Origin of the sequence: Agrobacterium sp. DSM 25558, assembly GCF_900100825.1 — a bacterium.
GTDB lineage: Bacteria > Pseudomonadota > Alphaproteobacteria > Rhizobiales > Rhizobiaceae > Agrobacterium.
The window spans coordinates 467,133-490,359 of sequence record NZ_FMUD01000001.1 but is presented as its reverse complement, the minus strand read 5'-3'; the positions used below and the strand labels follow the sequence as shown (position 1 = coordinate 490,359).

The 23,227-nt window shown below is 57.1% G+C and carries 26 protein-coding genes and 3 tRNA genes; 16 read left to right on the top strand and 13 right to left on the bottom strand.

Annotated features, from left to right (window positions below):
• Positions 1–303: 303 nt before the first annotated feature.
• Positions 304–1,557 carry a tyrosine--tRNA ligase gene (gene tyrS, locus DSM25558_RS02505; RefSeq protein WP_077101389.1) on the bottom strand — a complete coding sequence of 418 codons (1,254 nt, stop codon included), beginning with the start codon at positions 1,555–1,557 and terminating at the stop codon, positions 304–306.
• A gap of 148 nt (positions 1,558–1,705) precedes the next feature.
• Between tyrS and DSM25558_RS02500 the strand changes: the two genes are divergently transcribed.
• Positions 1,706–2,827, top strand: a complete 1,122-nt coding sequence (locus DSM25558_RS02500) for an anhydro-N-acetylmuramic acid kinase (protein ID WP_077101387.1) — start codon at positions 1,706–1,708, stop codon at positions 2,825–2,827.
• Positions 2,828–3,118: 291 nt separating this feature from the next.
• Here the strand turns inward: DSM25558_RS02500 and DSM25558_RS02495 are convergent, their stop codons facing one another.
• The gene (locus DSM25558_RS02495; protein WP_067645511.1) at positions 3,119–3,796 is read right to left on the bottom strand and encodes an alpha/beta hydrolase; all 678 of its coding nucleotides are present in this window, start codon (positions 3,794–3,796) and stop codon (positions 3,119–3,121) included.
• 213 nt (positions 3,797–4,009) lie between these two features.
• Between DSM25558_RS02495 and DSM25558_RS02490 the strand changes: the two genes are divergently transcribed.
• The 8 genes from DSM25558_RS02490 to sufA all read left to right on the top strand — a co-directional run bounded on the left by DSM25558_RS02490 (position 4,010) and on the right by sufA (position 11,504).
• Entirely contained in the window at positions 4,010–5,179 is a 1,170-nt protein-coding gene (locus DSM25558_RS02490; protein WP_077101385.1) for a cysteine desulfurase family protein, read from the top strand.
• A 180-nt stretch (positions 5,180–5,359) separates the two neighbouring features.
• Complete coding sequence (gene sufB, locus DSM25558_RS02485; RefSeq protein WP_077101383.1) at positions 5,360–6,829, top strand: Fe-S cluster assembly protein SufB; 1,470 nt, start codon at positions 5,360–5,362, stop codon at positions 6,827–6,829.
• Between the two features lie 56 nt (positions 6,830–6,885).
• Complete coding sequence (locus tag DSM25558_RS02480; RefSeq protein WP_077101381.1) at positions 6,886–7,227, top strand: GIY-YIG nuclease family protein; 342 nt, start codon at positions 6,886–6,888, stop codon at positions 7,225–7,227.
• A gap of 114 nt (positions 7,228–7,341) precedes the next feature.
• On the top strand, positions 7,342–8,097 hold the full coding sequence (sufC, locus tag DSM25558_RS02475; protein ID WP_062449420.1) for a Fe-S cluster assembly ATPase SufC: 756 nt from the start codon (positions 7,342–7,344) through the stop codon (positions 8,095–8,097).
• 21 nt (positions 8,098–8,118) lie between these two features.
• Complete coding sequence (gene sufD / locus DSM25558_RS02470; RefSeq protein ID WP_077101379.1) at positions 8,119–9,390, top strand: Fe-S cluster assembly protein SufD; 1,272 nt, start codon at positions 8,119–8,121, stop codon at positions 9,388–9,390.
• The gene (locus DSM25558_RS02465) at positions 9,383–10,633 is read left to right on the top strand and encodes a cysteine desulfurase (RefSeq protein ID WP_077101378.1); all 1,251 of its coding nucleotides are present in this window, start codon (positions 9,383–9,385) and stop codon (positions 10,631–10,633) included. The genes sufD and DSM25558_RS02465 overlap by 8 nt, the downstream gene beginning before the upstream one ends.
• 12 nt (positions 10,634–10,645) lie before the next feature.
• Positions 10,646–11,029: an SUF system Fe-S cluster assembly protein gene (locus tag DSM25558_RS02460; protein ID WP_077101376.1), complete on the top strand. Its 384-nt coding sequence runs from the start codon at positions 10,646–10,648 to the stop codon at positions 11,027–11,029.
• Positions 11,030–11,114: 85 nt separating this feature from the next.
• Positions 11,115–11,504 (top strand): Fe-S cluster assembly scaffold SufA, encoded by a 390-nt coding sequence (gene sufA / locus DSM25558_RS02455; protein WP_077101374.1) that lies wholly within the window; start codon positions 11,115–11,117, stop codon positions 11,502–11,504.
• 163 nt (positions 11,505–11,667) lie between these two features.
• Here sufA and DSM25558_RS02450 read toward each other — a convergent pair whose 3' ends face one another.
• The 5 genes from DSM25558_RS02450 to DSM25558_RS02430 all read right to left on the bottom strand — a co-directional run bounded on the left by DSM25558_RS02450 (position 11,668) and on the right by DSM25558_RS02430 (position 16,440).
• Positions 11,668–12,585 carry an MYG1 family protein gene (locus DSM25558_RS02450; protein WP_077101372.1) on the bottom strand — a complete coding sequence of 306 codons (918 nt, stop codon included), beginning with the start codon at positions 12,583–12,585 and terminating at the stop codon, positions 11,668–11,670.
• 80 nt (positions 12,586–12,665) lie between these two features.
• A complete protein-coding gene (gene greA / locus DSM25558_RS02445) occupies positions 12,666–13,148 on the bottom strand; it encodes a transcription elongation factor GreA (protein WP_077101370.1) in 483 nt (160 codons plus the stop codon).
• A gap of 65 nt (positions 13,149–13,213) precedes the next feature.
• The gene (locus DSM25558_RS02440) at positions 13,214–14,422 is read right to left on the bottom strand and encodes an ABC transporter permease (RefSeq protein ID WP_077101368.1); all 1,209 of its coding nucleotides are present in this window, start codon (positions 14,420–14,422) and stop codon (positions 13,214–13,216) included.
• Positions 14,412–15,131, bottom strand: coding sequence for an ABC transporter ATP-binding protein (locus tag DSM25558_RS02435; RefSeq protein ID WP_077101366.1), 720 nt, complete (start codon positions 15,129–15,131; stop codon positions 14,412–14,414). The genes DSM25558_RS02440 and DSM25558_RS02435 overlap by 11 nt, the downstream gene beginning before the upstream one ends.
• A 13-nt stretch (positions 15,132–15,144) precedes the next feature.
• Positions 15,145–16,440 carry an efflux RND transporter periplasmic adaptor subunit gene (locus tag DSM25558_RS02430; RefSeq protein WP_077101364.1) on the bottom strand — a complete coding sequence of 432 codons (1,296 nt, stop codon included), beginning with the start codon at positions 16,438–16,440 and terminating at the stop codon, positions 15,145–15,147.
• 271 nt (positions 16,441–16,711) lie between these two features.
• On the opposite strand from DSM25558_RS02430, the gene DSM25558_RS02425 reads away from it, so the two are divergent.
• Positions 16,712–16,788: transfer RNA gene (locus tag DSM25558_RS02425), tRNA-Pro, on the top strand.
• 103 nt (positions 16,789–16,891) lie between these two features.
• Here DSM25558_RS02425 and DSM25558_RS28945 read toward each other — a convergent pair.
• Positions 16,892–17,038 carry a hypothetical protein gene (locus DSM25558_RS28945; RefSeq protein ID WP_200800710.1) on the bottom strand — a complete coding sequence of 49 codons (147 nt, stop codon included), beginning with the start codon at positions 17,036–17,038 and terminating at the stop codon, positions 16,892–16,894.
• A gap of 242 nt (positions 17,039–17,280) precedes the next feature.
• Between DSM25558_RS28945 and DSM25558_RS02420 the strand changes: the two genes are divergently transcribed.
• Together DSM25558_RS02420 and DSM25558_RS02415 are read left to right on the top strand one after the other, a co-directional pair.
• Positions 17,281–17,586, top strand: a complete 306-nt coding sequence (locus tag DSM25558_RS02420) for an ETC complex I subunit (RefSeq protein WP_077101361.1) — start codon at positions 17,281–17,283, stop codon at positions 17,584–17,586.
• 14 nt (positions 17,587–17,600) lie between these two features.
• A tRNA-Arg gene (locus DSM25558_RS02415) sits at positions 17,601–17,677 on the top strand.
• A 76-nt stretch (positions 17,678–17,753) separates the two neighbouring features.
• Here the strand turns inward: DSM25558_RS02415 and DSM25558_RS02410 are convergent.
• Positions 17,754–18,023: a DUF982 domain-containing protein gene (locus DSM25558_RS02410; RefSeq protein WP_077101359.1), complete on the bottom strand. Its 270-nt coding sequence runs from the start codon at positions 18,021–18,023 to the stop codon at positions 17,754–17,756.
• A 191-nt stretch (positions 18,024–18,214) separates the two neighbouring features.
• On the opposite strand from DSM25558_RS02410, the gene DSM25558_RS02405 reads away from it, so the two are divergent.
• Positions 18,215–18,463 (top strand): BON domain-containing protein, encoded by a 249-nt coding sequence (locus DSM25558_RS02405; protein WP_077101357.1) that lies wholly within the window; start codon positions 18,215–18,217, stop codon positions 18,461–18,463.
• 42 nt (positions 18,464–18,505) lie between these two features.
• Here the strand turns inward: DSM25558_RS02405 and DSM25558_RS02400 are convergent, their stop codons facing one another.
• Positions 18,506–18,994 (bottom strand): DUF192 domain-containing protein, encoded by a 489-nt coding sequence (locus DSM25558_RS02400; protein ID WP_077101355.1) that lies wholly within the window; start codon positions 18,992–18,994, stop codon positions 18,506–18,508.
• A complete protein-coding gene (locus DSM25558_RS02395; protein ID WP_077101353.1) occupies positions 18,994–19,572 on the bottom strand; it encodes a cold-shock protein in 579 nt (192 codons plus the stop codon). Before DSM25558_RS02395 ends, DSM25558_RS02400 begins: the two co-directional genes overlap by 1 nt.
• Before the next feature lie 187 nt (positions 19,573–19,759).
• Here DSM25558_RS02395 and gloA point away from each other — a divergent pair, with 187 nt between their 5' ends.
• Both gloA and DSM25558_RS02385 read left to right on the top strand, forming a co-directional pair.
• On the top strand, positions 19,760–20,200 hold the full coding sequence (gene gloA / locus DSM25558_RS02390; protein WP_077101351.1) for a lactoylglutathione lyase: 441 nt from the start codon (positions 19,760–19,762) through the stop codon (positions 20,198–20,200).
• 151 nt (positions 20,201–20,351) lie between these two features.
• Positions 20,352–21,587 (top strand): YcbK family protein, encoded by a 1,236-nt coding sequence (locus DSM25558_RS02385; RefSeq protein ID WP_077101349.1) that lies wholly within the window; start codon positions 20,352–20,354, stop codon positions 21,585–21,587.
• A 98-nt stretch (positions 21,588–21,685) separates the two neighbouring features.
• Here DSM25558_RS02385 and DSM25558_RS02380 read toward each other — a convergent pair whose 3' ends face one another.
• Together DSM25558_RS02380 and DSM25558_RS02375 are read right to left on the bottom strand one after the other, a co-directional pair.
• Complete coding sequence (locus DSM25558_RS02380) at positions 21,686–21,916, bottom strand: hypothetical protein (RefSeq protein ID WP_083716270.1); 231 nt, start codon at positions 21,914–21,916, stop codon at positions 21,686–21,688.
• A 212-nt stretch (positions 21,917–22,128) separates the two neighbouring features.
• Positions 22,129–22,204, bottom strand: a tRNA-Lys gene (locus tag DSM25558_RS02375).
• Between the two features lie 271 nt (positions 22,205–22,475).
• On the opposite strand from DSM25558_RS02375, the gene DSM25558_RS02370 reads away from it, so the two are divergent.
• Positions 22,476–23,222, top strand: a complete 747-nt coding sequence (locus tag DSM25558_RS02370; RefSeq protein ID WP_077101346.1) for a cytochrome c biogenesis CcdA family protein — start codon at positions 22,476–22,478, stop codon at positions 23,220–23,222.
• The last annotated feature ends 5 nt before the right edge of the window (positions 23,223–23,227 follow it).

Below are 23,227 nucleotides of genomic sequence, written 5' to 3'. Positions count from 1 at the left end.
GCTTGTACTCCAGTGCTTTCCCGCAGGATACGCGCAGACATCGAAGCGGGCTTTGGAAATGTCGATACCAACAACGGTAAGTTCCTGTATCATGGCCTTGCTCCCAGTCTTGTGGTGCGGGCGAAAGCCCGATCAACCGTTCGGGGTTAAAGGGAGCAGGCAGGGCCTTGCTTGATGTCGGCTCTTTCAAACCGGTGCGGAAATACGGCCTCCTGCCTGCATTGACCGGGATGCGCATCCCGGTCAATGCAACAAGTAAACCACATTTCGTCCACACAAGTGCGGGGTGACGGAGGAGGGTGGTTAAACAGGCCGCACGAGAATGTGCTTCTTCTTGCCCAGCGATAGCTTGATGACGCCATCTGCGGTGACTTCACCAGCGCCGATAACCTGACGCTCGTCCGACATGCTCTGGTCGTTGATCTTCACCGCACCGCCCTGAACGTGACGACGCGCTTCGCCGTTGGAGGCTGCAAGACCGGCGCGGACGATCAGCGACAGCAGGCCGACGCCTGCCTCAAGTTCAGCTTTCGGCACATCGATGGACGGCAGGTTGTCTGCCAATGCACCTTCTTCGAAGGTCTTGCGCGCCGTGTCGGCTGCCTGCTCGGCATTGTCGCGACCATGCAGCATGGCGGTGATTTCGGTCGCGAGGATTTTCTTGACCTCGTTGATCTCCGAACCACCCAGCGCCGAGAGACGCGCGATCTCGTCCATCGGCAGCGTCGTGTAGAGCTTCAGGAAGCGGGAAACGTCAGCATCCTCGGTGTTGCGCCAGTATTGCCAGAAATCGTAAGCCGACAGCATATCCGGGTTCAGCCACACGGCACCGTTCATCGACTTGCCCATCTTAGCACCCGAAGATGTGGTCAGAAGCGGCGAGGTCAGCGCGTAAAGCTGTGGCGTGCCCATGCGGTGGCCGAGGTCGATGCCGTTGATAATGTTGCCCCACTGGTCGGAGCCGCCCATTTGCAGACGGCAGCCGGTACGCTTGTTCAGTTCAACAAAATCGTAGGCCTGAAGGATCATGTAGTTGAATTCGAGGAACGACAGCGACTGCTCGCGATCCAGCCGCGTCTTCACGCTTTCAAACGACAGCATGCGGTTGACCGAGAAGTGACGGCCGACATCGCGCAGGAATTCGAGGTAGTTGATATCGCGCAGCCAGTCGCCATTGTTGATCATCAGGGCAGGTGCGGTTGCGGCGTCGTAGTTGAGGTAATTGGCGAAGACGCGCTTGATGGAGGCGATGTTGCTTTCGATCGTATCGATCGTCATCAGCTGACGTGCGTCGTCCTTGAACGATGGATCACCGACCATGCCGGTGCCGCCCCCCATCAGGGAGATAGGCTGGTGGCCGGTCTTTTGCATCCAGTGCAACATCATGATCTGGATCAGACCGCCAGCGTGAAGGCTGGGCGCAGTCGGATCGAAGCCGATATAGGCAGTCACGGTTTCCTTGGCGAAGAGTTCATCGAGACCTGCCTCATCGGAGATCTGGTGAATGAAGCCGCGCTCATCGAGCGTGCGGAGGAAATCGGACTTGAACCTGGACATAACCTTTTTCTTTCTGGTTGGGTCTTCTGCATCACTTAAATGCCAGTGAATGCCGCGCCATTAGCATTGTTTTTTGATAAATGCACCCGTTTGCGCCATGAATATCCGCAATCGGTAACGAGATGATTCCATCGGGCAGGAGAATGATATGGGCGAGGTCAGAACGGCGATAGGGCTGATGAGCGGAACGTCCATGGATGGCATCGACATCGCGCTTCTGCGCACGGATGGCGAAAGCATCGTGAGGCATGGCCCGAGTGGCTATTTTCCCTATGATCGGCAGCTGCGCGCGACATGGCAAAAGGCGCTGGTCACGGCCAAGTCCATCCGCCGACGCGACGAACGCCCCGACGATCTGGGTGAGGCCGAGCGTAAGTTGACGCTGGCGCATGCAGCGTCGGTAAAATCCTTTCTCTACCGTCACGGTTTGAGTGCGCAGAACATTGACGTCATCGGCTTTCACGGCCAAACGGTGCTGCACCGCCCGGATGACGCTTTGACGGTGCAGATCGGCGACGGGCCTCTACTTGCGGAGGAGACCGGCATCGATGTGGTCTATGACATGCGCGCCAATGACATGGTGCATGGCGGGCAGGGCGCACCGTTGATACCTGTCTATCACGCAGCGCTCGCCGCCAATTTGCCACCTCAGTTCGAAACGCCTGCAGTTTTCGTCAATATCGGCGGTATTTCCAACCTCACCTATATCGGTGAAAGCGGCACACTTGCAGCCTTCGACAGCGGCCCCGGCAACATGCTCATCGACCAATGGATCGAGGCGCACACGGGCAAGGCTTACGATAAGGGCGGTGCGACGGCGGCAAGAGGTTCCGTCGTTCCGTCACTGGTGTCACGCTATATGGAAAGCCCGTTCTTTTCCGCCAACATCCGCCGCTCGCTGGACCGCTCGGATTTTATGCCGCCTGCAAAGGGGGAGGTTTCGCTGGAGGATGGTGCGCGGACGCTGGCGCATTTGACGGGTGCAGCGATCCTCAAGTCTGCGAGCTATTTGCCGGAGGGGGTGAAGACTTATGTTGTTTGTGGGGGGGGACGGTTGAACCCGGTGATTATGGGCGAGTTTTCTGAGCAGGCGGCGAAGCTGGGTGCAGCGGTTATCGCGGCAGAGGATGCGGGGTTTGACGGCGGTGCGATGGAGGCGGAGGCTTGGGCTTATTTAGCCGTGCGGTCGCTGAGGGGGTTGCCGCTGACCTATCCTGGGACAACGGGAGTGACGGAGCCGGTGACGGGTGGGGTTTTGGCGAGGGTGTAATATATGACAGCGGGTGTGGCTCACCCCCCTCTGCCCTGCCGGGCATCTCCCCCACAAGGAGGGAGATTGGCTGGGCACGCCGATATTGTTCCAACCTCAACCTATGAGATGACCGGTAGGTCTCAACGAGTCGATCTCCCCACCTGTGGGGGAGATGCCCGGCAGGGCAGAGGGGGGTGAGCCCCACGCACCGCCGGTCAATTGTGCATGGGATGCCAGAAGAAGACTCTTCCACGATCAAGAACTTGATCGCACTAGGCCCCGCATAAAGTGCGGGGTGGCGGCATCAGATCACCGAATCCGCTTCGCCGCAGGCTCAGGCACCAACTCGCCGTTCAAACGGCGATCCAGATAATCCTCGCATTCGCTCATCAGCGTATCCACTTGGCCACTGAAGAAGTGGTTCGCGCCCGGCAGGGTGCGGTGGGTGATCAAAATACCCTTTTGCGTCTTCAGCTTTTCGACCAGAACATTCACGTCCTTCTCAGGCGCAACCTTATCCGCATCGCCATTGATGATGAGACCAGACGACGGACATGGTGCCAGGAACGAGAAGTCGTAGGTGTTGGGCTGTGGCGCAATCGACATGAAGCCTTCGATTTCCGGGCGGCGCATCAGTAGCTGCATGCCGATCCACGAACCGAAGGAGTAACCGGCGACCCAACAGCTCTTCGAATCCGGGTGCAGGCTCTGGACCCAGTCGAGCGCCGATGCGGCATCCGACAACTCGCCTGCGCCGTGATCGAACTCCCCTTGACTGCGGCCAATGGAGCGGAAGTTGAAGCGCAATGTGGTGAAGCCGCGTTTCTGGAAGAGATAGAACAGCTGGTAGACGATCTGGTTGTTCATCGTGCCGCCGAACTGCGGGTGCGGGTGCAGGATGATGGCGATCGGGGCGCTTTTTTCCTTGGATGGCTGGTAGCGGCCTTCGAGGCGACCCGCAGGGCCGTTGAAAATGACTTCGGGCATATGTACTCCGGTCGTGTTTTTGTGTTTCTAAACCTTTTCCATGCGCAAGAAGACTTGACGCGGATGGTCAGCTTTTCTAAAACCCAGTTTAGAATTATTCGAAACTTCGTGTGCTGTCTGCACTGTTGGACGTGTCATAAGGCAAGCACGACGGAAATTTCAAGGAAAATGCGCTTTGGCGCATCAATCTAAGGTTAGACAGACAGTTTCCCCATGAGCACGACAACGCGCACATATCTGGACTGGAACGCGACGGCACCCTTGCTGCCCGCCGTCCGGGATGCGTTTGTCTCGGCTCTGGATTTGTCCGGCAACCCGTCTTCCGTCCACAAGGAAGGTCGCGCCATTCGTGCTGCTGTGGAAGCGGCGCGTCGTGATGTGGCCGCTCTGGTGGGCGCTCAGGCGTCGCATGTTGTCTTTACCAGCGGTGCGACAGAAGCGGCCAATCTGGTTCTGTCGCCGTCGTTCAAGATGGGTCGTTCAGCACTTTCTGTCAGTCATCTCTACGTTTCGGCCATCGAGCATCCCGCCATTCGCGAAGGCGGTCGGTTCGACGAGGCCGATGTCAGCGAAAGCTCGGTGACGGCTGATGGCGTGCTTGACCTGGCGGCTCTTGAGGCTGCTCTGGCATCGCATGATGCCGCCAAAGGTTTGCCGATGGTCGCGTTGATGCTGGTCAATAATGAGACCGGTATTGTTCAGCCCGTGGCCGAAGCGGCGCGTCTCGTGCATGCCGCGGGCGGTTTGCTGGTTGTCGATGCCGTTCAGGCGGTTGGCCGTGTTGCAGTTGATATCGAAGCGCTCGGCGCGGATTTCCTGATCGTGTCTTCTCACAAGATCGGTGGCCCGAAAGGTATGGGTGCATTGATTTCCCGTGGTGAGGTGATGATGCCGAAGCCTTTGATCCATGGCGGTGGCCAGGAAAAAGGTCATCGGTCCGGTACGGAAAACACCTCCGCTATCATTGGGTTTGGAACGGCTGCCGTCGAGGCTTTGAAAAACCGCGATGCAGAAGCGCAGCGTTTGAGCGACCTACGCGCAACGCTCGAAAACGCGATGCGCGTCGCAGCGCCTGATGTTATTATTCACGGTGCCGATGCGGCGCGTGTTTGCAACACCACATTCTTCACTCTGCCGGGCCTGAAATCTGAAACCGGGCAGATCGCATTCGATATCGAGGGCATCGCGCTTTCGGCGGGTGCTGCCTGCTCTTCCGGCAAGGTGGGCGAGAGCCACGTGCTGACGGCCATGGGGCATGACCCCAAGCTGGGTGCGCTGCGCATTTCGCTGGGCGCGGCGACGACCGAGGCCGATATTGACAAAGCGATTGGCGCTTTTGCTAAAATTGCCGGGCGGCGAAAGCTGGCGGTGCAGGCGGCGTGAGGCCAAAAACAATTGCGGAAAGTCAAATTTCCGCTTGCCGGAGAGTGTGAAAAGCGCCATCCGGTCCCTAAATAAGGCATAACGATAAAAGTTATGCTCGACACGAATGAAGGCGGGTCTTCCGTCTTGATACGTTGACAAGCCACCGGACCTTGGATCCGGCGAGATTGGAGAACGACTATGGCAGCGGTTCAGGAAACGATCGATCAGGTCCGCCAGATCGATGTGGACCAGTACAAATACGGTTTTGAAACCGAGATCGAAGTGGACAAGGCACCGAAAGGCCTGTCCGAAGATGTCATCCGTTTCATTTCCGCCAAGAAAGAAGAGCCGGAATGGATGCTTGCATGGCGTCTTGAGGCTTACCAGCGCTGGCTGACGATGGAAGAGCCCACCTGGGCCCGCGTCAATTACCCGAAGATCGATTTCAACGATCTCTATTATTACGCCGCGCCGAAGAGCACGCCCGGCCCGAAATCGCTCGAGGATGTCGATCCTGAGCTGTTGAAGGTTTACGCGAAGCTTGGCATTCCACTAATGGAGCAGGAAATTCTGGCTGGCGTCGAAAACCGCCGCGTGGCCGTGGATGCCGTGTTCGACAGCGTATCTGTCGTCACGACCTTCAAGAAAGAGCTGATGAAGGCTGGCGTGATTTTCATGTCGATTTCAGAAGCCATTCGCGAATATCCCGATCTGATCAAGAAATATATCGGCTCGGTCGTTCCGACGACGGACAATTATTATGCGACGCTGAACTCGGCTGTCTTTACCGATGGTTCCTTCGTGTTCGTGCCGAAGGGCGTTCGTTGCCCTATGGAATTGTCCACCTATTTCCGTATCAACGAGAAGAACACCGGCCAGTTCGAGCGCACGCTGATCATCGCGGAAGAGGGCGCTTATGTGTCCTACCTCGAAGGCTGCACGGCGCCGCAGCGCGACGAAAACCAGCTGCATGCTGCCGTGGTCGAGCTTGTGGCTTTGGATGATGCCGAAATCAAATATTCCACCGTCCAGAACTGGTATCCGGGCGATAAGGACGGCAAGGGCGGCATCTACAACTTCGTGACCAAGCGCGGCGATTGCCGTGGCCACCGTTCGAAGATTTCGTGGACGCAGGTCGAAACCGGCTCTGCCATCACCTGGAAATACCCGTCCTGCATTCTGCGCGGTGATGACAGCCGTGGTGAGTTTTACTCGATTGCCGTGTCCAACGGCCATCAGCAGATCGATTCTGGCACGAAGATGATCCACCTCGGCAAGAACACCTCGAGCCGCATCATCGCCAAGGGCATCGCTGCCGGTTTCTCAGAAAACGTCTATCGCGGCCAGGTTTCCGCCCACCGCAAGGCGACGAACACGCGCAACTTCACGCAGTGCGACAGCCTTCTGATCGGCGACAAGTGCGGCGCGCATACCGTGCCTTACATCGAAGCGAAAAACTCGTCCTGCCAGTTCGAGCATGAAGCCACGACATCAAAGATTTCCGAGGACCAGCTGTTCTACTGCCTGCAACGCGGCATCCCCGAGGAGTCAGCCATCGCGCTGATCGTCAACGGCTTCGTAAAGGACGTTATTCAGCAGTTGCCGATGGAATTTGCGGTTGAGGCGCAGAAGCTGATCGGGATTTCGCTGGAAGGTAGTGTGGGTTAACGGTCCTTTCGTCATCCTCGGGCTTGTCCCGAGGATCTGCTGCCGTGGGATGTTGGATGAGCGGTTTCGTCTACATGATGTCCGATAAACCACGGGGTGTAATCTACACCGGTGTCACAAGCGATTTGCAAGCACGGGTTTGGGAACATCGCAACGCAGTACGAAAAGGTTACACCGAGAAATACAGGGCAAAGAGCCTGGTCTGGTTCGAGACCCATCCGAATATCGTGCTGGCGATCCAGCGAGAGAAATCGTTGAAGCGCTATCTGCGTGAATGGAAAATCAGACTGGTGGAAGAATTAAATCCAACTTGGCTCGACCTTTTCGAGCGCATTGACGAGATGGAAAATGCCTATAAGCCGCATGAAAATACGCTGGCATCGGGTGACTACAATTGACGTGATTAGATCCTCGGGACAAGCCCGAGGATGACGGACTAAACAGTTGAGAGCGGGCCTGCAACATGGCCAAACAGGCGGCCCTTGAAACCGCTGTACGGATAGGAAACAAACATGCTTGAAATCATCGACCTGCACGCAAAGATCGCCGATACCGAAACTGAGATCATCAAGGGCCTGAACCTGAAGGTTGCAGCTGGTGAAGTGGCGGCTATCATGGGGCCGAATGGCTCTGGCAAGTCCACGCTGTCCTACATTCTGTCGGGCCGTGAAGATTACGAAGTTACCTCCGGTGACATTCTCTATAACGGCGAAAGCATTCTGGAACTGGACGCTGCCGAGCGTGCGGCAAAGGGCATTTTCCTGGCTTTCCAGTACCCTGTCGAAATTCCGGGCGTTGCCACCATGCAGTTCCTGAAGGTTGCCATGAACGAGCAGCGCAAGGCACGCGGCGAGGCTGAGCTGACCACGCCTGACTTTATCAAAAAGGTGAAGGAAGCCGCTGGCGATCTGAAGATCGACATGGACATGCTCAAGCGTCCGCTCAATGTCGGCTTCTCCGGTGGCGAAAAAAAGCGCGCTGAGATTCTGCAAATGGCGCTGCTGGAGCCGAAGCTTTGCGTGCTTGATGAGACCGACTCTGGTCTCGACATCGATGCGCTGAAGATCGTAGCCGATGGCGTCAACGCGCTGAAGTCGCCGGACCGCGCCACCATCGTCATCACCCACTATCAGCGCCTGCTGGATTACATCGTGCCTGACAGTGTTCACGTTCTCTACAAGGGCAAGATCATTCGTTCCGGCGACAAGAGCTTGGCGCTCGATCTGGAATCCAATGGTTACGCCGACATCATCGGTGAAGCAGCCTGATTGGCTGGGAAAGGTGATGTTATGAACATGCAAACAACCAACCAGCAAACGCCAGCGGAACTAGCGCTGGCTGAAGCTTTCACCGCGAAGTTCAGTGCACTGCCAGGCGATGGTAACGTCGTTGCTGCACGCGATGTGCTGTTCGATGATCTGAAGACCGGTGGACTGCCGACGCGTCGCGTCGAGGCTTGGCACTATACCGATCTGAAGACGCTTTTGCGCGGCTTGCCCGAAGATGCGCCAGCACCTGTCATCGAGAAGCGTGCGGCACTCGTTTCCGGTGCGCCGATTGCTTATGTGATGCACGGCAAGGCAACCGATTCAGAGGTCCAAGGCTTTAAGATCGAAAGCTATGCGGAGAGCCTCACCGACGGCACCGCTGCGGCAGCTCTCGTTGCTGCCAGCAAGGATGACGCGATTGGGCGGATCAATGGCAGCTTCGTGCGTGATGGTCTGTCCGTCGTTGTTCCCGATGATTCCGTCTTCGTCAATCCGCTCGAGCTTCAGGCCATCCATGGGGCAGGGCAGGTTCACAGCCGCTTCCCTGTCACCTTCGGCAAGGGCTCCAAGGCAACGATCATCGAACGTCACCTGTCGGTGACCGATGAGGCAGCCTTCGTATCTTCGGTCAGCGAGATCGAGGTTCAGGACGGTGCGGAAGCGACATATGTCATTCTCCAGCAGCAGGGTGCAGCCGATACGCATCTCGGTCAGCTGCGCATCGTCATGGGTGCGGATGCCAAGCTGCGTCTGTTCGTCATCAATGCCGGTGGCAAGCTGGTGCGTCAGGAACTGCGCGTCGATGTGAACGGCGAGGGTTCCGACCTTTCCATTCGCGGCGTCAACTTGCTGGGTGGCGAAACGCATACCGACGTAACCATGGTTCTCGGCCACAACGTGCCGAACACGACCTCGACGGAAGTGTTCCGCAACGTGGTGTTCGACCGTGCCAAGGGCATCTTCCAGGGCATGATCCGGGTTGCGCCGGATGCACAGAAGACCGATGCCAAGATGGCCTGTAACACGTTGCTGATGTCTGACGATGGCGAGTTTTCGGCGAAGCCTGAACTCGAAATCTTCGCGGACGATGTGCAGTGCGGCCACGGTGCGACCGTTGCCGATATCAGCGACAACCATCTCTATTACCTCATGGCGCGTGGCGTGCCACGGGCGAAGGCGCGGGCCATGCTGGTCAACGCTTTTGTCGATGAAATCATCGAAGAGCTGGAAGATGAACAACTGGTAGAAGCGCTTGAAGATATCATCGCCAGCTGGCTGGAACATCATGCCTGATAGCGAACGCGCCGCAGTGGCCGCCCCTTATGACGTCGAAGCCGTGCGGAAGGATTTTCCGATCCTTTCGCGCGAGGTCTATGGCAAACCGCTGGTCTATCTGGACAACGGCGCGTCCGCGCAAAAGCCGCAGGTCGTCATCGATGCCATCTCGAATGCCTATTCGAATGAATATGCAAATGTGCATCGCGGCCTGCATTTTCTCTCCAATGCCGCAACCGATGCCTATGAGGCGTCGCGCGAAAAGGTGCGCCGCTTTTTAAATGCCGGTTCGGTGGACGAAATCGTCTTCACCAAATCCTCCACCGAGGCCATTAATACTGTCGCTTACGGCTATGGCATGCCCAAGATCGGCCAGGGCGATGAGATCGTCATCTCGATCATGGAGCATCATTCCAATATCGTGCCATGGCATTTCATTCGCGAACGGCAGGGCGCAAAACTCGTCTGGGTGCCGGTGGATGATGATGGCGCGTTCCACATCGAGGATTTCGAAAAGAGCCTGACCGAAAAGACCAAGCTGGTCGCCATCACGCATATGTCGAATGCGCTGGGAACCGTCGTTCCGGTCAAGGAAATCTGCCGCATTGCGCATGAGCGTGGAATTCCGGTGTTGGTGGATGGCAGCCAGGCCGCAGTTCATATGCCTGTGGATGTGCGCGATATCGATTGCGACTGGTATGTGATGACCGGCCACAAGCTTTACGGCCCCTCCGGCATCGGCGTGCTCTATGGCAAGGCCGACCGCCTGAAAGAGATGCGCCCGTTCCAGGGCGGCGGCGAGATGATTCTCGACGTGTCCGAGGACGAAATCACCTATAATGAGCCGCCGCACCGTTTTGAAGCGGGTACACCCCCCATCGTGCAGGCCATCGGTCTCGGTTATGCGCTTGATTACATGGACGGCATCGGCCGTGCAGCGATTGCGGCGCATGAGGCGGATCTGGCGGCCTATGCGGCAGAACGTCTTCGCGAGATCAATTCGCTGCGCATCATCGGCAATGCGCCGGGCAAGGGCGGTATCTTCTCGTTTGAGCTGGAAGGTATTCACGCCCATGACGTGTCGATGGTGATAGACAGGCGCGGCGTGGCCGTGCGTGCCGGCACCCATTGCGCCATGCCGCTCTTGAAACGCTTCGGCGTCACCTCCACATGCCGTGCATCGTTCGGCCTCTATAGTACGCGCGCGGAAGTGGACGCTCTGGCCGAAGCGCTGGATTATGCCCGCAAGTTTTTCGCCTGAAGGATCAGGACCATGACTGTTGAAACAACTGAACCGAATAACGAAGTGAGCGCCCTCGTGGCGACATCTTCGACCATCGCGCCGGACGAGCTGGCGCGCATCAGCGATGACGTGATCGCGGCGTTGAAGACCGTCTACGACCCGGAAATTCCGGCGGATATTTTCGAGCTCGGTTTGATCTACAAGATCGATGTCGAGGACGACCGCATGGTCAAGATCATGATGACCCTGACAGCCCCTGGTTGCCCCGTTGCCGGGGAAATGCCGGGCTGGGTGGAAAATGCCGTGGGTGCCGTTGAAGGCGTGTCGGGCGTCACCGTCGAAATGACGTTCGATCCACCATGGACGCCGGATCGCATGTCGGAAGAAGCGCAGGTTGCTGTCGGCTGGTATTGAGCCTTGATACCGGCGACTGATCAGACTAGATTCAATCCATGAAAGCATCGGGCCTTGAACCCGTTTGTTGAAGGAGAATGGGCCCATGGGCTTTGCAGTAATGACGATGACCGAGGCTGCCGCCTCCCGAGTCAAAGCAATCGTCGAGAATTCCGGGCCAGACGCCAAGGGCCTTCGCGTGGGCATCAAAAAAGGTGGCTGCGCGGGTATGGAGTACACCATCGACATGGTGACTGAGCCATCTGCCAAGGATGATCTCATCGAATTTCAGGACGCCAAAGTCTGGATCGAACCATCGGCCGTGCTGTATCTGCTCGGCACCCAGATGGATTTTGAAATCACGAAAATGCGATCCGGATTTACGTTTACCAACCCGAACCAGACGTCTGCTTGTGGCTGTGGTGAGTCTGTCGAGTTGAAGCCTGCGGATTTGGCGGTGCTTGCGAAACAGCGCCAGGAGGCGGTTGGCGTTTAAGGACGCAGCGTTGAGTAGGCCCCCACCTTTCCCTTCGTCATGCTCGGGCTTGTCCCGAGTATCCGCTACCGTTCCTGCGCACTCGACGGGGAGAGTGCGCAGAAGCGTGGTTAGATCCTCGGGACAAGCCCGAGGATGACGTCTGAGGTAGTAGTCCTACGGATCAAACCGCTTCCCGCACAGCAATCTCCGCCATGGCCAACGCCGCTTCCCGCGTCTTTGCCGCAGCAATAAATCGCCCGTTATGACAGAAGGTTGCGCCTTCTACACCTGATGCCGTCTCCAAATCACCATTGGTCAATCCCGCCCACGCGGCAGGCAGGTCTGCGCGCAGTTCGAAGCCATCATCGGCGCGGCGGATGCCGGTTAGGCACCAGTCCTTGTCACGCGGATGGACGACGAAGAGCAGGTGGTCCGCTCCTGCTTTGACCACCGCCGGGCGGAAGGGCATGCCGAGCGGCAATTCCAGAACGCGGCCTTCGCCGGTTTTTTCGATGGCGTCCAGTACCAGTGATTCGGCTCGCAATTTTGCGGCCTTCTTACCGATGCTGGCTTCCACGAAGCTGCGAGCGATGGCAAGAGCAGCATGAAACGCCAGATCATCCGCCTCTGGATCGTTATTGTCGAAGACGGGCTTCAATGTTTCGAGAAGCGCGGGCAATGTCAGCCCTGCAAGCAAACCTGCCGTCGCCGGGCTGAGTGCGCCATTGTCCATGAGGTCGATGGGCAGCACGAAGCCGGTGTCGAACGAGGTATGGATGGCTTCGATATGCGCTTCCGGCACACCGGAGGCCGCGAGGTACTGATGGCCGTAATGTTTCCAGATCAAACCGAACGAGCTGTAAGGCTGGCCGTCTTCGCGAAGCGGTGCGCCGCGCTGGTGATGGTCGAAAATGTGCGTCTCGGCGTCGTAGGCACCGCCGACATCGTAAATGATGCGATCGGTGCTAGGCGTGATCCAGTCCAGGGCGCGGCTGCGGACGATCTTCGCCTGCGGGAAAAGCCGGGTGAGGATGACGCTGGACAGCAGTTCATCGGCATGGAAGCCACCGGAATGGGTGACGAGAAAATCCACTGACATGGGAGGACCGGCCTTATTGTTCGGACAGAGCGTGATGACCGATCAGATATAGCGTGTCGACCAGCCCCGCAACCCGGCAATCAGGCGATTGCGGTGATTTCCAGTTCCTGATCGCCAACTTGCACGAGGTCTCCAACGGCCTTGCCCAAAAGGGCGCGGGCGACGGGGGATACATGCGACATCGAGCCAGCCTTCGGGTCCGCCTCGTCTTCTCCGACGATGCGAAATGTTTGCACGCGCCCGTCATCCCTGTCGAACGTAACTGTGCTGCCAAAGGCGACGACATCATTGCTTTCAGGTGCGGGCATTGGCTGGGCCGTATGCAGGCGTTCGGAGAAATAGCGGAGGTCGCGCATGTGCGGTGCAGCAAGTCGTCTGCGCTCGTTGATGTCTTCGATGGCATTTGCCTCATCGAAGGCCTTGCGGGCCCCGTCCACCTGCGCCGCCAGCGCCTTCAGCCCGGTTTCGGTGACGAGGTTGGGATGTTGCGAGACGGGGCGATCCGGCAGCTGTGTTTCGGCTGCGGTTTCGGCACTCTCTTCTTTGACAAACGCGACGCTCACTTCAAAACTCCTCTTTCATACCTTTCTTATATGGAGAGGGGATGGAGCAATGACAACGGGCAGCATCATTCGTGCCTCAACGCCTCGATAGGGCTGAGGCTCGCAGCTCTTCGTGCCGGGAAGTATCCGAAGATGACGCCGATGGCCGCTGAAAACGCGAAGGCGAGCGCGATAATCGCAGGGCTGGTGACGAAGGGAACGCCGAGGAACGTGACGACGCTGTAGGCGAGACCAAGCCCGGTCAGAATACCGGCTACGCCGCCAAAGGCCGACAGCATCACGGCCTCTACCAGAAACTGCGTGAGCACCTGCTTTTCCAGCGCGCCGATGGCAAGGCGGATGCCGATTTCGCGCGTGCGCTCCGTGACCGAGACTAGCATGATGTTCATGATGCCGATACCGCCGACGAGAAGGCTGACGGCGGCCACCGCACCCAACAGACCGGTCAGCAAGGTTGTCGTGCCGGTCATGGCAGACGCGATCTGCGCCATATCGTTGACGGTGAAATCATCATCGCGACCGAGCGCTATGCGACGACGTTCGCGCAGCAGGTTTTCGATATCCGACTGCACCTTGGCCGTCGAAACACCGTCTTGTGCCGACACCATGATGCTGGAAATGGTGGTGGTGCCGCCGATGCGCCGCTGGTGGATTTTCAGCGGCATGATGATGGTGTCGTCCTGATCGTCGCCCAAACCGGACTGACCCTTGCGGGCGAGAACCGCGATGACAGGGCAGGAGATATTGCTGACGCGGATCGTCTGGCCGACGGGATTTGCCGCGCCGAACAGCTCCTGACGCACGGTTTCGCCGATGATGCAGCCGATCTGGCCGCCGCGATCTTCCGCTGGCAGAAATGTGCGGCCCTGTGACAGCGTCCAATCCTGCGTGACGAGGTAGTCGTTGGTCGTGCCCACGACGCTGGTAGAATGGTTCTTGCCGCCATAGATGACAGTCGCTGCCGAGCTTCTGTTGACGGGGGCAACGGCGCGGATGCCGCCAAGCTGGTCGCGCATGGCCTGTATATCATGGTCGTTGAAGCGTTTGGCTTCGGTGCTGGCGCGGCCTGGGCCGAACTGGCCGGGGCGCACGAACAGCATGTTGGTGCCAAGGCGTGAGAGTTCCGATTTCACCTGCGCCGTCGTACCGTTGCCGATCGTGACCATGGCGATGACGGCCGCAACACCGATGACGACGCCGAGCACGGTGAGAAATGAACGCAACAGGTTGCGGCTGATGGCGCGTAGCGCCAGCCGCGCGGTTTCAAGAAACATCTACCGCCTCCTGCCGTTCCGTAGCACTATCGGATGCGAGATGGCCATCCACGAACCGCAGCAACCGGTTGGCATGGGCTGCGATATCTTCTTCATGGGTGACCATGACGACGGTAATGCCCTTGTCGCGATTGAGTGAGGTGATGAGGTCCATGATTTCGGTGCTGGTCTTCGTGTCGAGATTGCCGGTCGGCTCATCTGCCAGAAGCAGGGCAGGGCGCGTTACAATGGCCCGCGCAATGGCCACACGCTGCTGCTGGCCGCCGGAAAGTTCCTGTGTGGTGTGATGTTCGCGGCCCATCAGCCCGACCTGTGCCAGCGCCTCCATGGCGCGGGGACGACGCTCTGCTGCCTTCATGCCACGATAGATCAAGGGCAATTCCACATTTTCGACGGCCGATGTGCGCGGCAAAAGGTTGAAGCCCTGAAACACGAAGCCCAACATGTGCCGACGCAGAAGCGTCAGTTGCTCGCTCTCGAAGCCGCTCGTCGGCACGCCCTGAAACAGATACTCACCTGATGTCGGCGTATCCAGGCAGCCGATGATGTTCATCGACGTCGATTTGCCGGAGCCGGATGGCCCCATGATCGCAACGAATTCGCGTTCTTGAATCGACAGGCTGACGCCATCCAGCGCCCGGATCGTCGCTTCGCCGACGCCATATTGTTTGACGACGTTTCGAAATTCGATGAGTGGTTGACCTGTCATGTGCTTTTCCGCCTCAACTGCTGCGTTGGGTGGCGTCGGTGATGATTTGATCGTTGGGCGAAATATCTCCCGATTTGATGGCCGTGAACTGACCATCCGTCGCACCTGTTTCGACCTGCACGGAAACAGGCTGGTTGTTTCTCAACACCCAGACGCTTCGCTTCGTGTTGTCCTCGCCAGCACCGCCGCCGCCACGCTGGCGGCCCATGCGGGGAGGACGGAACAATCCCATCAAGCCGCCACCACGCGACGCTGATTCGCGCGGTGGTGTGTAGCGAAGGGCGGCATTGGGAACGAGGATTGCGTCTTTCACCTGCTGCACGACGATGTTTGCCGTCGCCGTCATACCGGGGCGCAGCAGCAGCTCGGCATTATCCACCGTTAATATGCCCTTATAGGTGACGACGTTGGAAACGGTTTCAGAGGCGAAGCGCACCGTTTCTATTGCGGCTGGAAAGCTGCGCTCGGGGTAGGCATCCACGTTGAAGGTTGCCGTCTGCCCTGTTTCGACTTTACCGACATCGGCCTCATCAATGGCCACCTGTAGCTCCATGTGGCGCAGGTCACCGGCAATGGTGAACAAGACGGGTGCATTCAGCGAAGACGCGACTGTCGCACCCGGGTCCACATCACGGGTCAGAACCACGCCGTCGATGGGCGATATGATCCTGGCCTTACCCAGGTTCAGTTCCGCCAATCGAAGATCGGCTTCGGCAGACAGAACCGACGCGCCATTGACCTCGAGCGTAGCGGCTGAGGCATCATAGGTGAACTGCGCCACTTCAAGGTCCTGCTGGCTTGAGACGCGGCTTTGAACGAGGGATTTCAGCCGGTCGAGCGACGACTTGGCAGACCCTAGGTCGGCTTGCGCCTTCAGGACGCTGGCTTTGGCAGAGGCGAGTTTGGCGCGTGCGCTCTGCACGTCGGCTTCCAGCTTGTTGGTATCCAGTTCCGCCAGAATATCCCCCGACTTGACCGGGCTGTTATAGGTCACATTGACCTTGCGGACGGTGCCGGAAAGCTCGCTCGATATATCCACCTGATCCGTCGGTTGAACGGAGCCCGTCGACGTAACGATGACGGAGAGGTCGCCCTTTTTGGCGTCCTGCGTCGTATAGGTATAGGCAACATGCGAGCCGCCAGCGATATAATAATAGGCACCCGCGCCAGCCAGCGCCAACACCACCACCGACGTATAAAGAAAACGGCGCGATTTCTTTTTGCCGGTTTTGGCGGAAACCAGAATATCGCGCAGATCCGGCTTGTCTGCTGGTTTGGATGTCGTGTTGCTGTCGTCGGCGGAGTTCATTCTCTTTACCTATCAAGACAATGCCGTGGCGGAGTTTGGCAAAAACATAATTTTTGCAAGCCATTAAGGTTTTCGGCATTGTGTCCGTCTGTCCCGTCCGGCTTCGCATAGCTTTGGCGCGGGGTGAAGTGAAAACTTCGTAATCTTGTCTTGAGGCAATGTTTTGAGCGGTTTGGCCCCCAACTGGGCGCATCGCAAAAAAAACAAAAGAAAGATGATTTTACCTGTTGCAGGCCGTGGGTGAACCGTGTATCTCCCCACCATCGAAAGACGGAGTGTAGCGCAGTCTGGTAGCGCATCTGGTTTGGGACCAGAGGGTCGGGAGTTCGAATCTCTCCACTCCGACCACTTTCGGAAGTCCTGTGTTTACAGTGATTTCCACAATTTCCCTAAAGTAAAATCTGATACGTCTGAACCGGTCTTACCGGCTTTTGCCTTTTTCAGTCTGGCGTCACGCCAGATATTGAAAATAGGCCCAAGCGGCGATGAAGAACGCGATGATGCCGACGACGATTGCGAGTTTGCGCAGTTGCGGGTTTGGTTTGCGCGGTTGCTTTGGTGGCTCTGGCTTGCGAAATTTGATGACGTTTTCGTTCATGTCTGGCGTCCTTTGAATTGCGAGACGATAAAATATGCTTCGCGGGCTGCACGCAAGTCAGCGCTCAAGCTTTTTGGTACCTAAGGCTTTTATGGTTTCCGTAATATGCAAGGCCTGACCGGCTTGACTTCACAAGGCGTTCGGTCCAATTGAGTTTTGCTATCGCGTTGTTATAAATCTATGATGTGTGATGGCTAGAAAAAGCGGAAGGCCGCTTGATCGCAAGACCGGAGCAGTTTGAGATGTCTGCAAAAATTTATCGCCCAGCAAAAACGGCCATGCAGTCCGGCAAGGCCAAGACCAACCAATGGGTGCTGGAGTTCGACGCGGAAATCCCCCGCAAGATCGACCCGATCATGGGCTACACGTCGTCGTCCGATATGAAGCAGCAGGTCAAGCTGTTGTTCGAAACGCAGGAGCAGGCTGAGGCCTATGCGACGCGCAAGGGCATCGACTACCGCGTGATCCAGCCACAGGAGGCCACGCGCAAGGTCGTTTCCTACACCGACAATTTCAAGTTCAGCCGCACCCAGCCCTGGACACACTGATTTATCCAGACAATGGCCCCTTAGCTCAGCTGGATAGAGCACCTGCCTTCTAAGCAGGTTGTCGTTGGTTCGAGTCCAACAGGGGTCGCCACCCATACGAAAACGCCCTCGAAAGATGTTTCGGGGGCGTTTTTTATTTTTGATACGGCCGGGTTATATTTTGAGCCTTAGTGCACGTTCAGCACATGGGCGTGATTGCTGGCTGTCATGAATGATTCGCGAGCGGTTTCCAGGTCACATTTGCCCAAGAGTGCATTCAGGCAGTTTCGCCGCGCTTCTTCGTATTCCTGACCGTGATCGTTCGGCCAGCGGTACATCAGCAGGTCGAGAGCTATCAGCGGGCTATAGATTTCCAGTGCCGCACAAAGTGGCAGATGGATAGCGACTGGCTTGATCCATTCAGCGTGGTGGCAAGGTTCAGTTCTGTGAATTAGCATGGGGGTTCCTCCTTCCCATAGTCCACTCCACGAACCCGAAATTCACATATTAGTTCCCGTTCACGAAAAAAGTGAACGGCTTAGGGGTTCCCTTTTTTCAATATGAATGGAAGATGAACAAATAAATGAACCGGAGATGAACGAAAATACGACTTAGGCGTTGTATCACTAACAACCGAGGAGATGCGAAAATGTTCAATCTGTCTGGAATTCAAGAAAGCTTTTTTGGCGATCGTATGGCCGGTGTATGCCAGGCGATCACGTCAGCTCTGGCATTCGAGTCGGGCCTTGAAAAGTCGAGCATCTCGGCCTCTGTAGAAAACGACGTTATCTACCTGGAAGGTACGGCTGACTCGGTGGAAGCCATTGATATTGCTATCAATCTTGCTTCGTCGATTTCAAATTGCCGTATTCTGAGCCACGTTGAGCCTTGCTACTGACGTGACCTCATTGCCGGGCGGTCAACGCCCGGCTCAGCAGCGCTACTGGCTGGTTTTTTCAAGCTGAGCGCTTTTTACCGTATCACCGGTTTTTATTCCAAAATTTTTCACTGCTCCGCCGTTCAGCTCAAGAACGTAACGCACCGCTCCACGCGAACTGATGATTGATTCGGAGTGGGGAACTGCACCAGCGTGGATATGTTCGATCTTTCCAGCCTTGGAAATGAACAGCATGTCGAGCGGAATGAGCGTATTTCTCATCCACATCGTCACTTCGCGGTCTGTCTTGAAATCGAACAGCATGCCGTTGTTCGCACCCATCGACTTGCGATACATCAAACCCTGTTGACGTTGCGCGTCCGTTGTTGCCAACTCGACGGAGAATTCATGTGTTCTGCCGTCCGAGGTGTGGATCGTCAGCGGCTCTGACGAAAATGTTTCCTCGGCAGACAGCGGCGCAACGGACGCAACGAAAAAAGCGAGCGCAGCTATTGCGCTCACTTTGCAGGTCGATAGGAGATTTTCGAACATCAGTGGGCCATTCCGATCGGGGCGGGGTTGTCGGGGTGGATTTCCGCGGCCATCAGACCCTTGTCACCATCACCAAAGCGCACGAGTACGACTTGGCCTGGACGCAACTCGGCAAGACCGAAGCGGCGCAACGTCTCCATGTGAACGAAAATGTCCTCCGTGCCTTCCCCGCGTGTCAAAAAGCCGAAGCCTTTGGTACGGTTGAACCACTTCACGATGGCACGTTCCAGTCCGCTGGACGGCGTGACCTGAACATGGGTTCGTATGGGCGGCAGCTGCGATGGGTGGATTGCCGTCGATTGGTCCATGGAGAGCACGCGGAACGTCTGGTAGCCGCGATCTCTACGCTGGATCAGCGCAACGATGCGCGTGCCTTCGAGAATTGTCTGATATCCGTCGCGTCGCAGGCAGGAAACATGTAGAAGGACATCCTGCATGCCGTTGTCAGGCACGATGAAGCCGAAGCCCTTGGCAACGTCGAACCACTTCACAACCCCGGTGATCTCGATCAGGTCGACCGCATCGCCCGAAAGGTCTTCGAAATCGGCCACATTTTTCGACGACATTCTGTCCGTCATTTCCGCCCAGCCCCTCTACGCACGCACCACTACGGTCAACTGATTCCCTAGAGATAGATTAACATCTTGGTAACCGTTTCGCGCAAGCCCTAGTTTTCGATTTATCCACCTGCTTTTATGTCTCTGGGCTTGCTCAAGGCTGACTTACCTGCCGTAACGGCAAGTTTAAAACGTTAAGGAGAAGTAGATGCGATATCTTCACACGATGGTTCGAGTAAAAGACCTCGAAAAATCCCTGAATTTTTATGGGACAGTATTTGGTCTGGAGGAAGTCCGTCGTATTGAGAACGACAAGGGGCGTTTTACGCTCGTTTTTCTGGCCGCGCCTGACGATGTGACTGCAGCGCGTGAAAACAAGGCTCCATGCCTCGAGCTTACCTATAATTGGGATTCTGAAGATTACGCAGGTGGTCGCAACTTCGGACATCTGGCCTATGAGGTGGACGATATCTACGAGACCTGCACCAAACTTCAGGCGAGCGGTGTGACCATCAATCGCCCGCCGCGCGATGGTCATATGGCATTCGTGCGTTCGCCGGACGGTATCTCCATCGAGATATTGCAGAAAGGCGCAAGCCTTGCACCAGCCGAGCCGTGGATATCCATGGAGAATACCGGCTCCTGGTAAGTTGATTCCCTTATTTTAGGGCTCATCAGACGTCGCAGCGCTGGCGTTTCTGGTCGGGCATGTTTCGTCGGTGGACAAAATGCCTGTTCAGTTTCGGCAGTGCTGTGCTAGAGGGTTGGTGAAGTTGCAACGTATTTGCGGAGGCTTTGCCTTGAAAATCGTCAACGGCAATTCGGCATATCCGACCAAAGGCTGTCTGGTTGCCGTCTTTCTTCTGACTCTCTCCGGCTGCGTTTCTGCGGTTTCGGAAGACAAGAATGCTAAAGCGACGCTTGCGCCGGGGGCAACTGCCACGCCGGCCACAGCTGCTGTTGCGACGGCACAAGCTGGCCTTGCCCAGACGCCACGCGGCGGTTACGTTGACCCCGCAATGGTCTCCGGAACGCCCAATGCCGCATCTCAACACACGGCCACGGCAGCGCAAGCGCAGGGAACGCAGCAGGTTTACGGTCAGGCTCCACAGATTTCCGGTCTGTCCACCCAGCCGACCGGTATTTCCGCCAGCTCCTTGAGCATATATGCAAATTCCGCCTCTGTTGCTGCACCGGTTGGCGTGGCACCTGCGGACAGTGCTTCGACAGGTAGCATACCCGCCTACGCACCAACGCAGAAAATCGTTCCGGCGCTGAACAGCGTTTATTCGGCACCCGCCACCGCGCCACAACCAGCGGCCAATCCCGTTTCCGCTCAGGCCAATGAGCAGCACTCCGCAAAAGGCGTTTCTCCGGCGGTAGCGGAGCCGAGGCAGGCGATGGCGACGCAGGCTCTCCCCACGAAGAGTACCATCCCGGCTGACCCGACTGGCGTTCCAATCGCCGCATTTTTTGCCAGTGCCGCGAAGAAGCGGAGCTCTGGCAGTGCGTCGGGGTTAACCCAGATGGTAGCCTTGCCCGTTTCGGCCTCCGCACAACAGGCGGCGGGGATCGCCCTTAACGGTCGACAATCGATGACGGATGAATTCGATGACACCCATGTCGATGAGGACGACAAACCGGCGGGGCTGATGAAACTCGCTTCGCTTTCCGGCCTGAGCCGCATTGCTCCCAACGGGTTGCTGCTGCAGACGGAACAGGTCAATGTCGGCTGCTTCAAGCCGGAACTGATCAAGCGGATCAAGGAAGTGGAAACGCATTATGGGCGGCCCGCAACCGTGACATCCGGATACCGCCCGCCCAAGGCGACGACGCAAGGCTCCAAGCATTATACCTGCGATGCGGCCGACATTCAGGTGACCGGCGTTTCCAAGTGGGAGCTCGCCAATTACCTGCGCTCCATTCCAGATCGTGGTGGCGTTGGGACCTACTGCCATACCGAATCGGTTCATATGGATCTGGGCGAGCCGCGCGACTGGAACTGGCGCTGCCGCAGAACGTCTAAAAGCCTCTGAAATTTATGTCTTGAAACGCTCAACGCCCCGCCATCGGTATGGTGGGGCGTTGATGTTTTGTACCTAAGCCATAGTCGACTTTGGACAGCGGCTTTCGCTTATGGCGTTGCCGGAGCCGGAGTAGCTGGTGCCGGGGTAGCTGGCGCAGGCGTGGCCGGTGCGGGGGTGGACGGAGCCGGTGTGGCTGGTGCTGGCGCAGCAGGCTGCGTCGTCGTTGCTGGCGGCGGGCTCGCGGGCGTGCTCGTGGTGCGGGTGCCCGTCATAAAGTAGGCAATCGCCATAACCACGACGATGGCCGCAATCACGATAGTAATCGTACGGTTGTTCATAAGTGCCTCCTCCAAATTGCCCAATGCCGTTAATCGGCTGAGCTCATCACCACATAACAATGTGGTATCAGCATGTTTGGTTTCAACTGGAGGCGTTATTTGCTGGGAGAATAGGCCGTACACTCAACTTAAGGCAGGCGAATCGCCGCAATAGAGAGGTGGCATCTCTGTCTTCATCATCAGTTTTGTTTGGAAATGCAGGAAGGTGGAAGTGGTGAGAGGCGTGGGACTCGAACCCACGACCCGCGCATTAAAAGTGCGCTGCTCTACCAGCTGAGCTAGCCTCTCTCACCATATCGTTCCGCGTATCCCTCTGACACATAAACACAAAAGCTGCGTTAAAGTTCAGTTGCTTTAAAAGCCGGGCTGCGTGTTCCTCGTTGGCGGCGAAGCGCCCTTCGGAAGTGCGCGGAACATAGGTAGAGGCACGTCTGCGGTCAACCCATAAAAACGCGAATATTTCCCGTTCCCGCGTTTTTTTATCGTGAGCGCAAAAAGGTGATTGGTCGTAAGGGGTTGGCCGCGTTAAATGCGTTTTGAAATGTAGCGGAGTCCGCCCTTGTCCATCGCAGATATATCCCTTTTTACAGCGCTTCTGGCTGGTGCGCTCTCGTTTCTGTCGCCCTGCGTGCTGCCATTGGTGCCGCCTTATCTCTGCTATATGGCAGGTATTTCCGTGGAGCAGTTCCGGGACGAGCGCTATGAGGCGAAGCCCCAGGTTCGGCGGGCGGTTATGTTTGCGGCGCTGTTTTTCACGCTGGGATTCGCAACCGTTTTCGTGGCGCTGGGGGCAGGCGCGTCCAGCATCGGCATGGTGCTGCGCCAAAATCTCGATATTCTCGCCAAGATCGGCGGCTTCATCATTATTCTGATGGGCCTTAATTTCCTCGGTGTCTTCCGCATCGGAATATTTTCACGCGAGGCGCGGTTTCAGAGTGGCGGCAAACCGGCCACGCTGTCAGGGGCCTACATCATGGGGCTTGCCTTCGCCTTCGGATGGACGCCGTGCATCGGGCCTGTCCTAGGTGCCATTCTGGGGGTGGCGGCGTCGAGAGATACGGTGGGGGACGGGGCGATGTTGCTTGCCGTTTATTCTGCCGGGCTTGCCATTCCATTCTGGATTGCGGCGGCTTTTTCGGGAAGTTTCATGCGGTTTCTCGTCCGTTTTCGCCGCCATCTCGGCATGGTGGAAAAGGCGATGGGTGTGCTTCTCATTCTGACGGGTGTTGCTTTCATGTCCGGCTTCATCACCAATGTCGCAATCTGGTTTCAGGAAAGCTTTCCAATACTTATGCAGATCGGTTAAAGTAC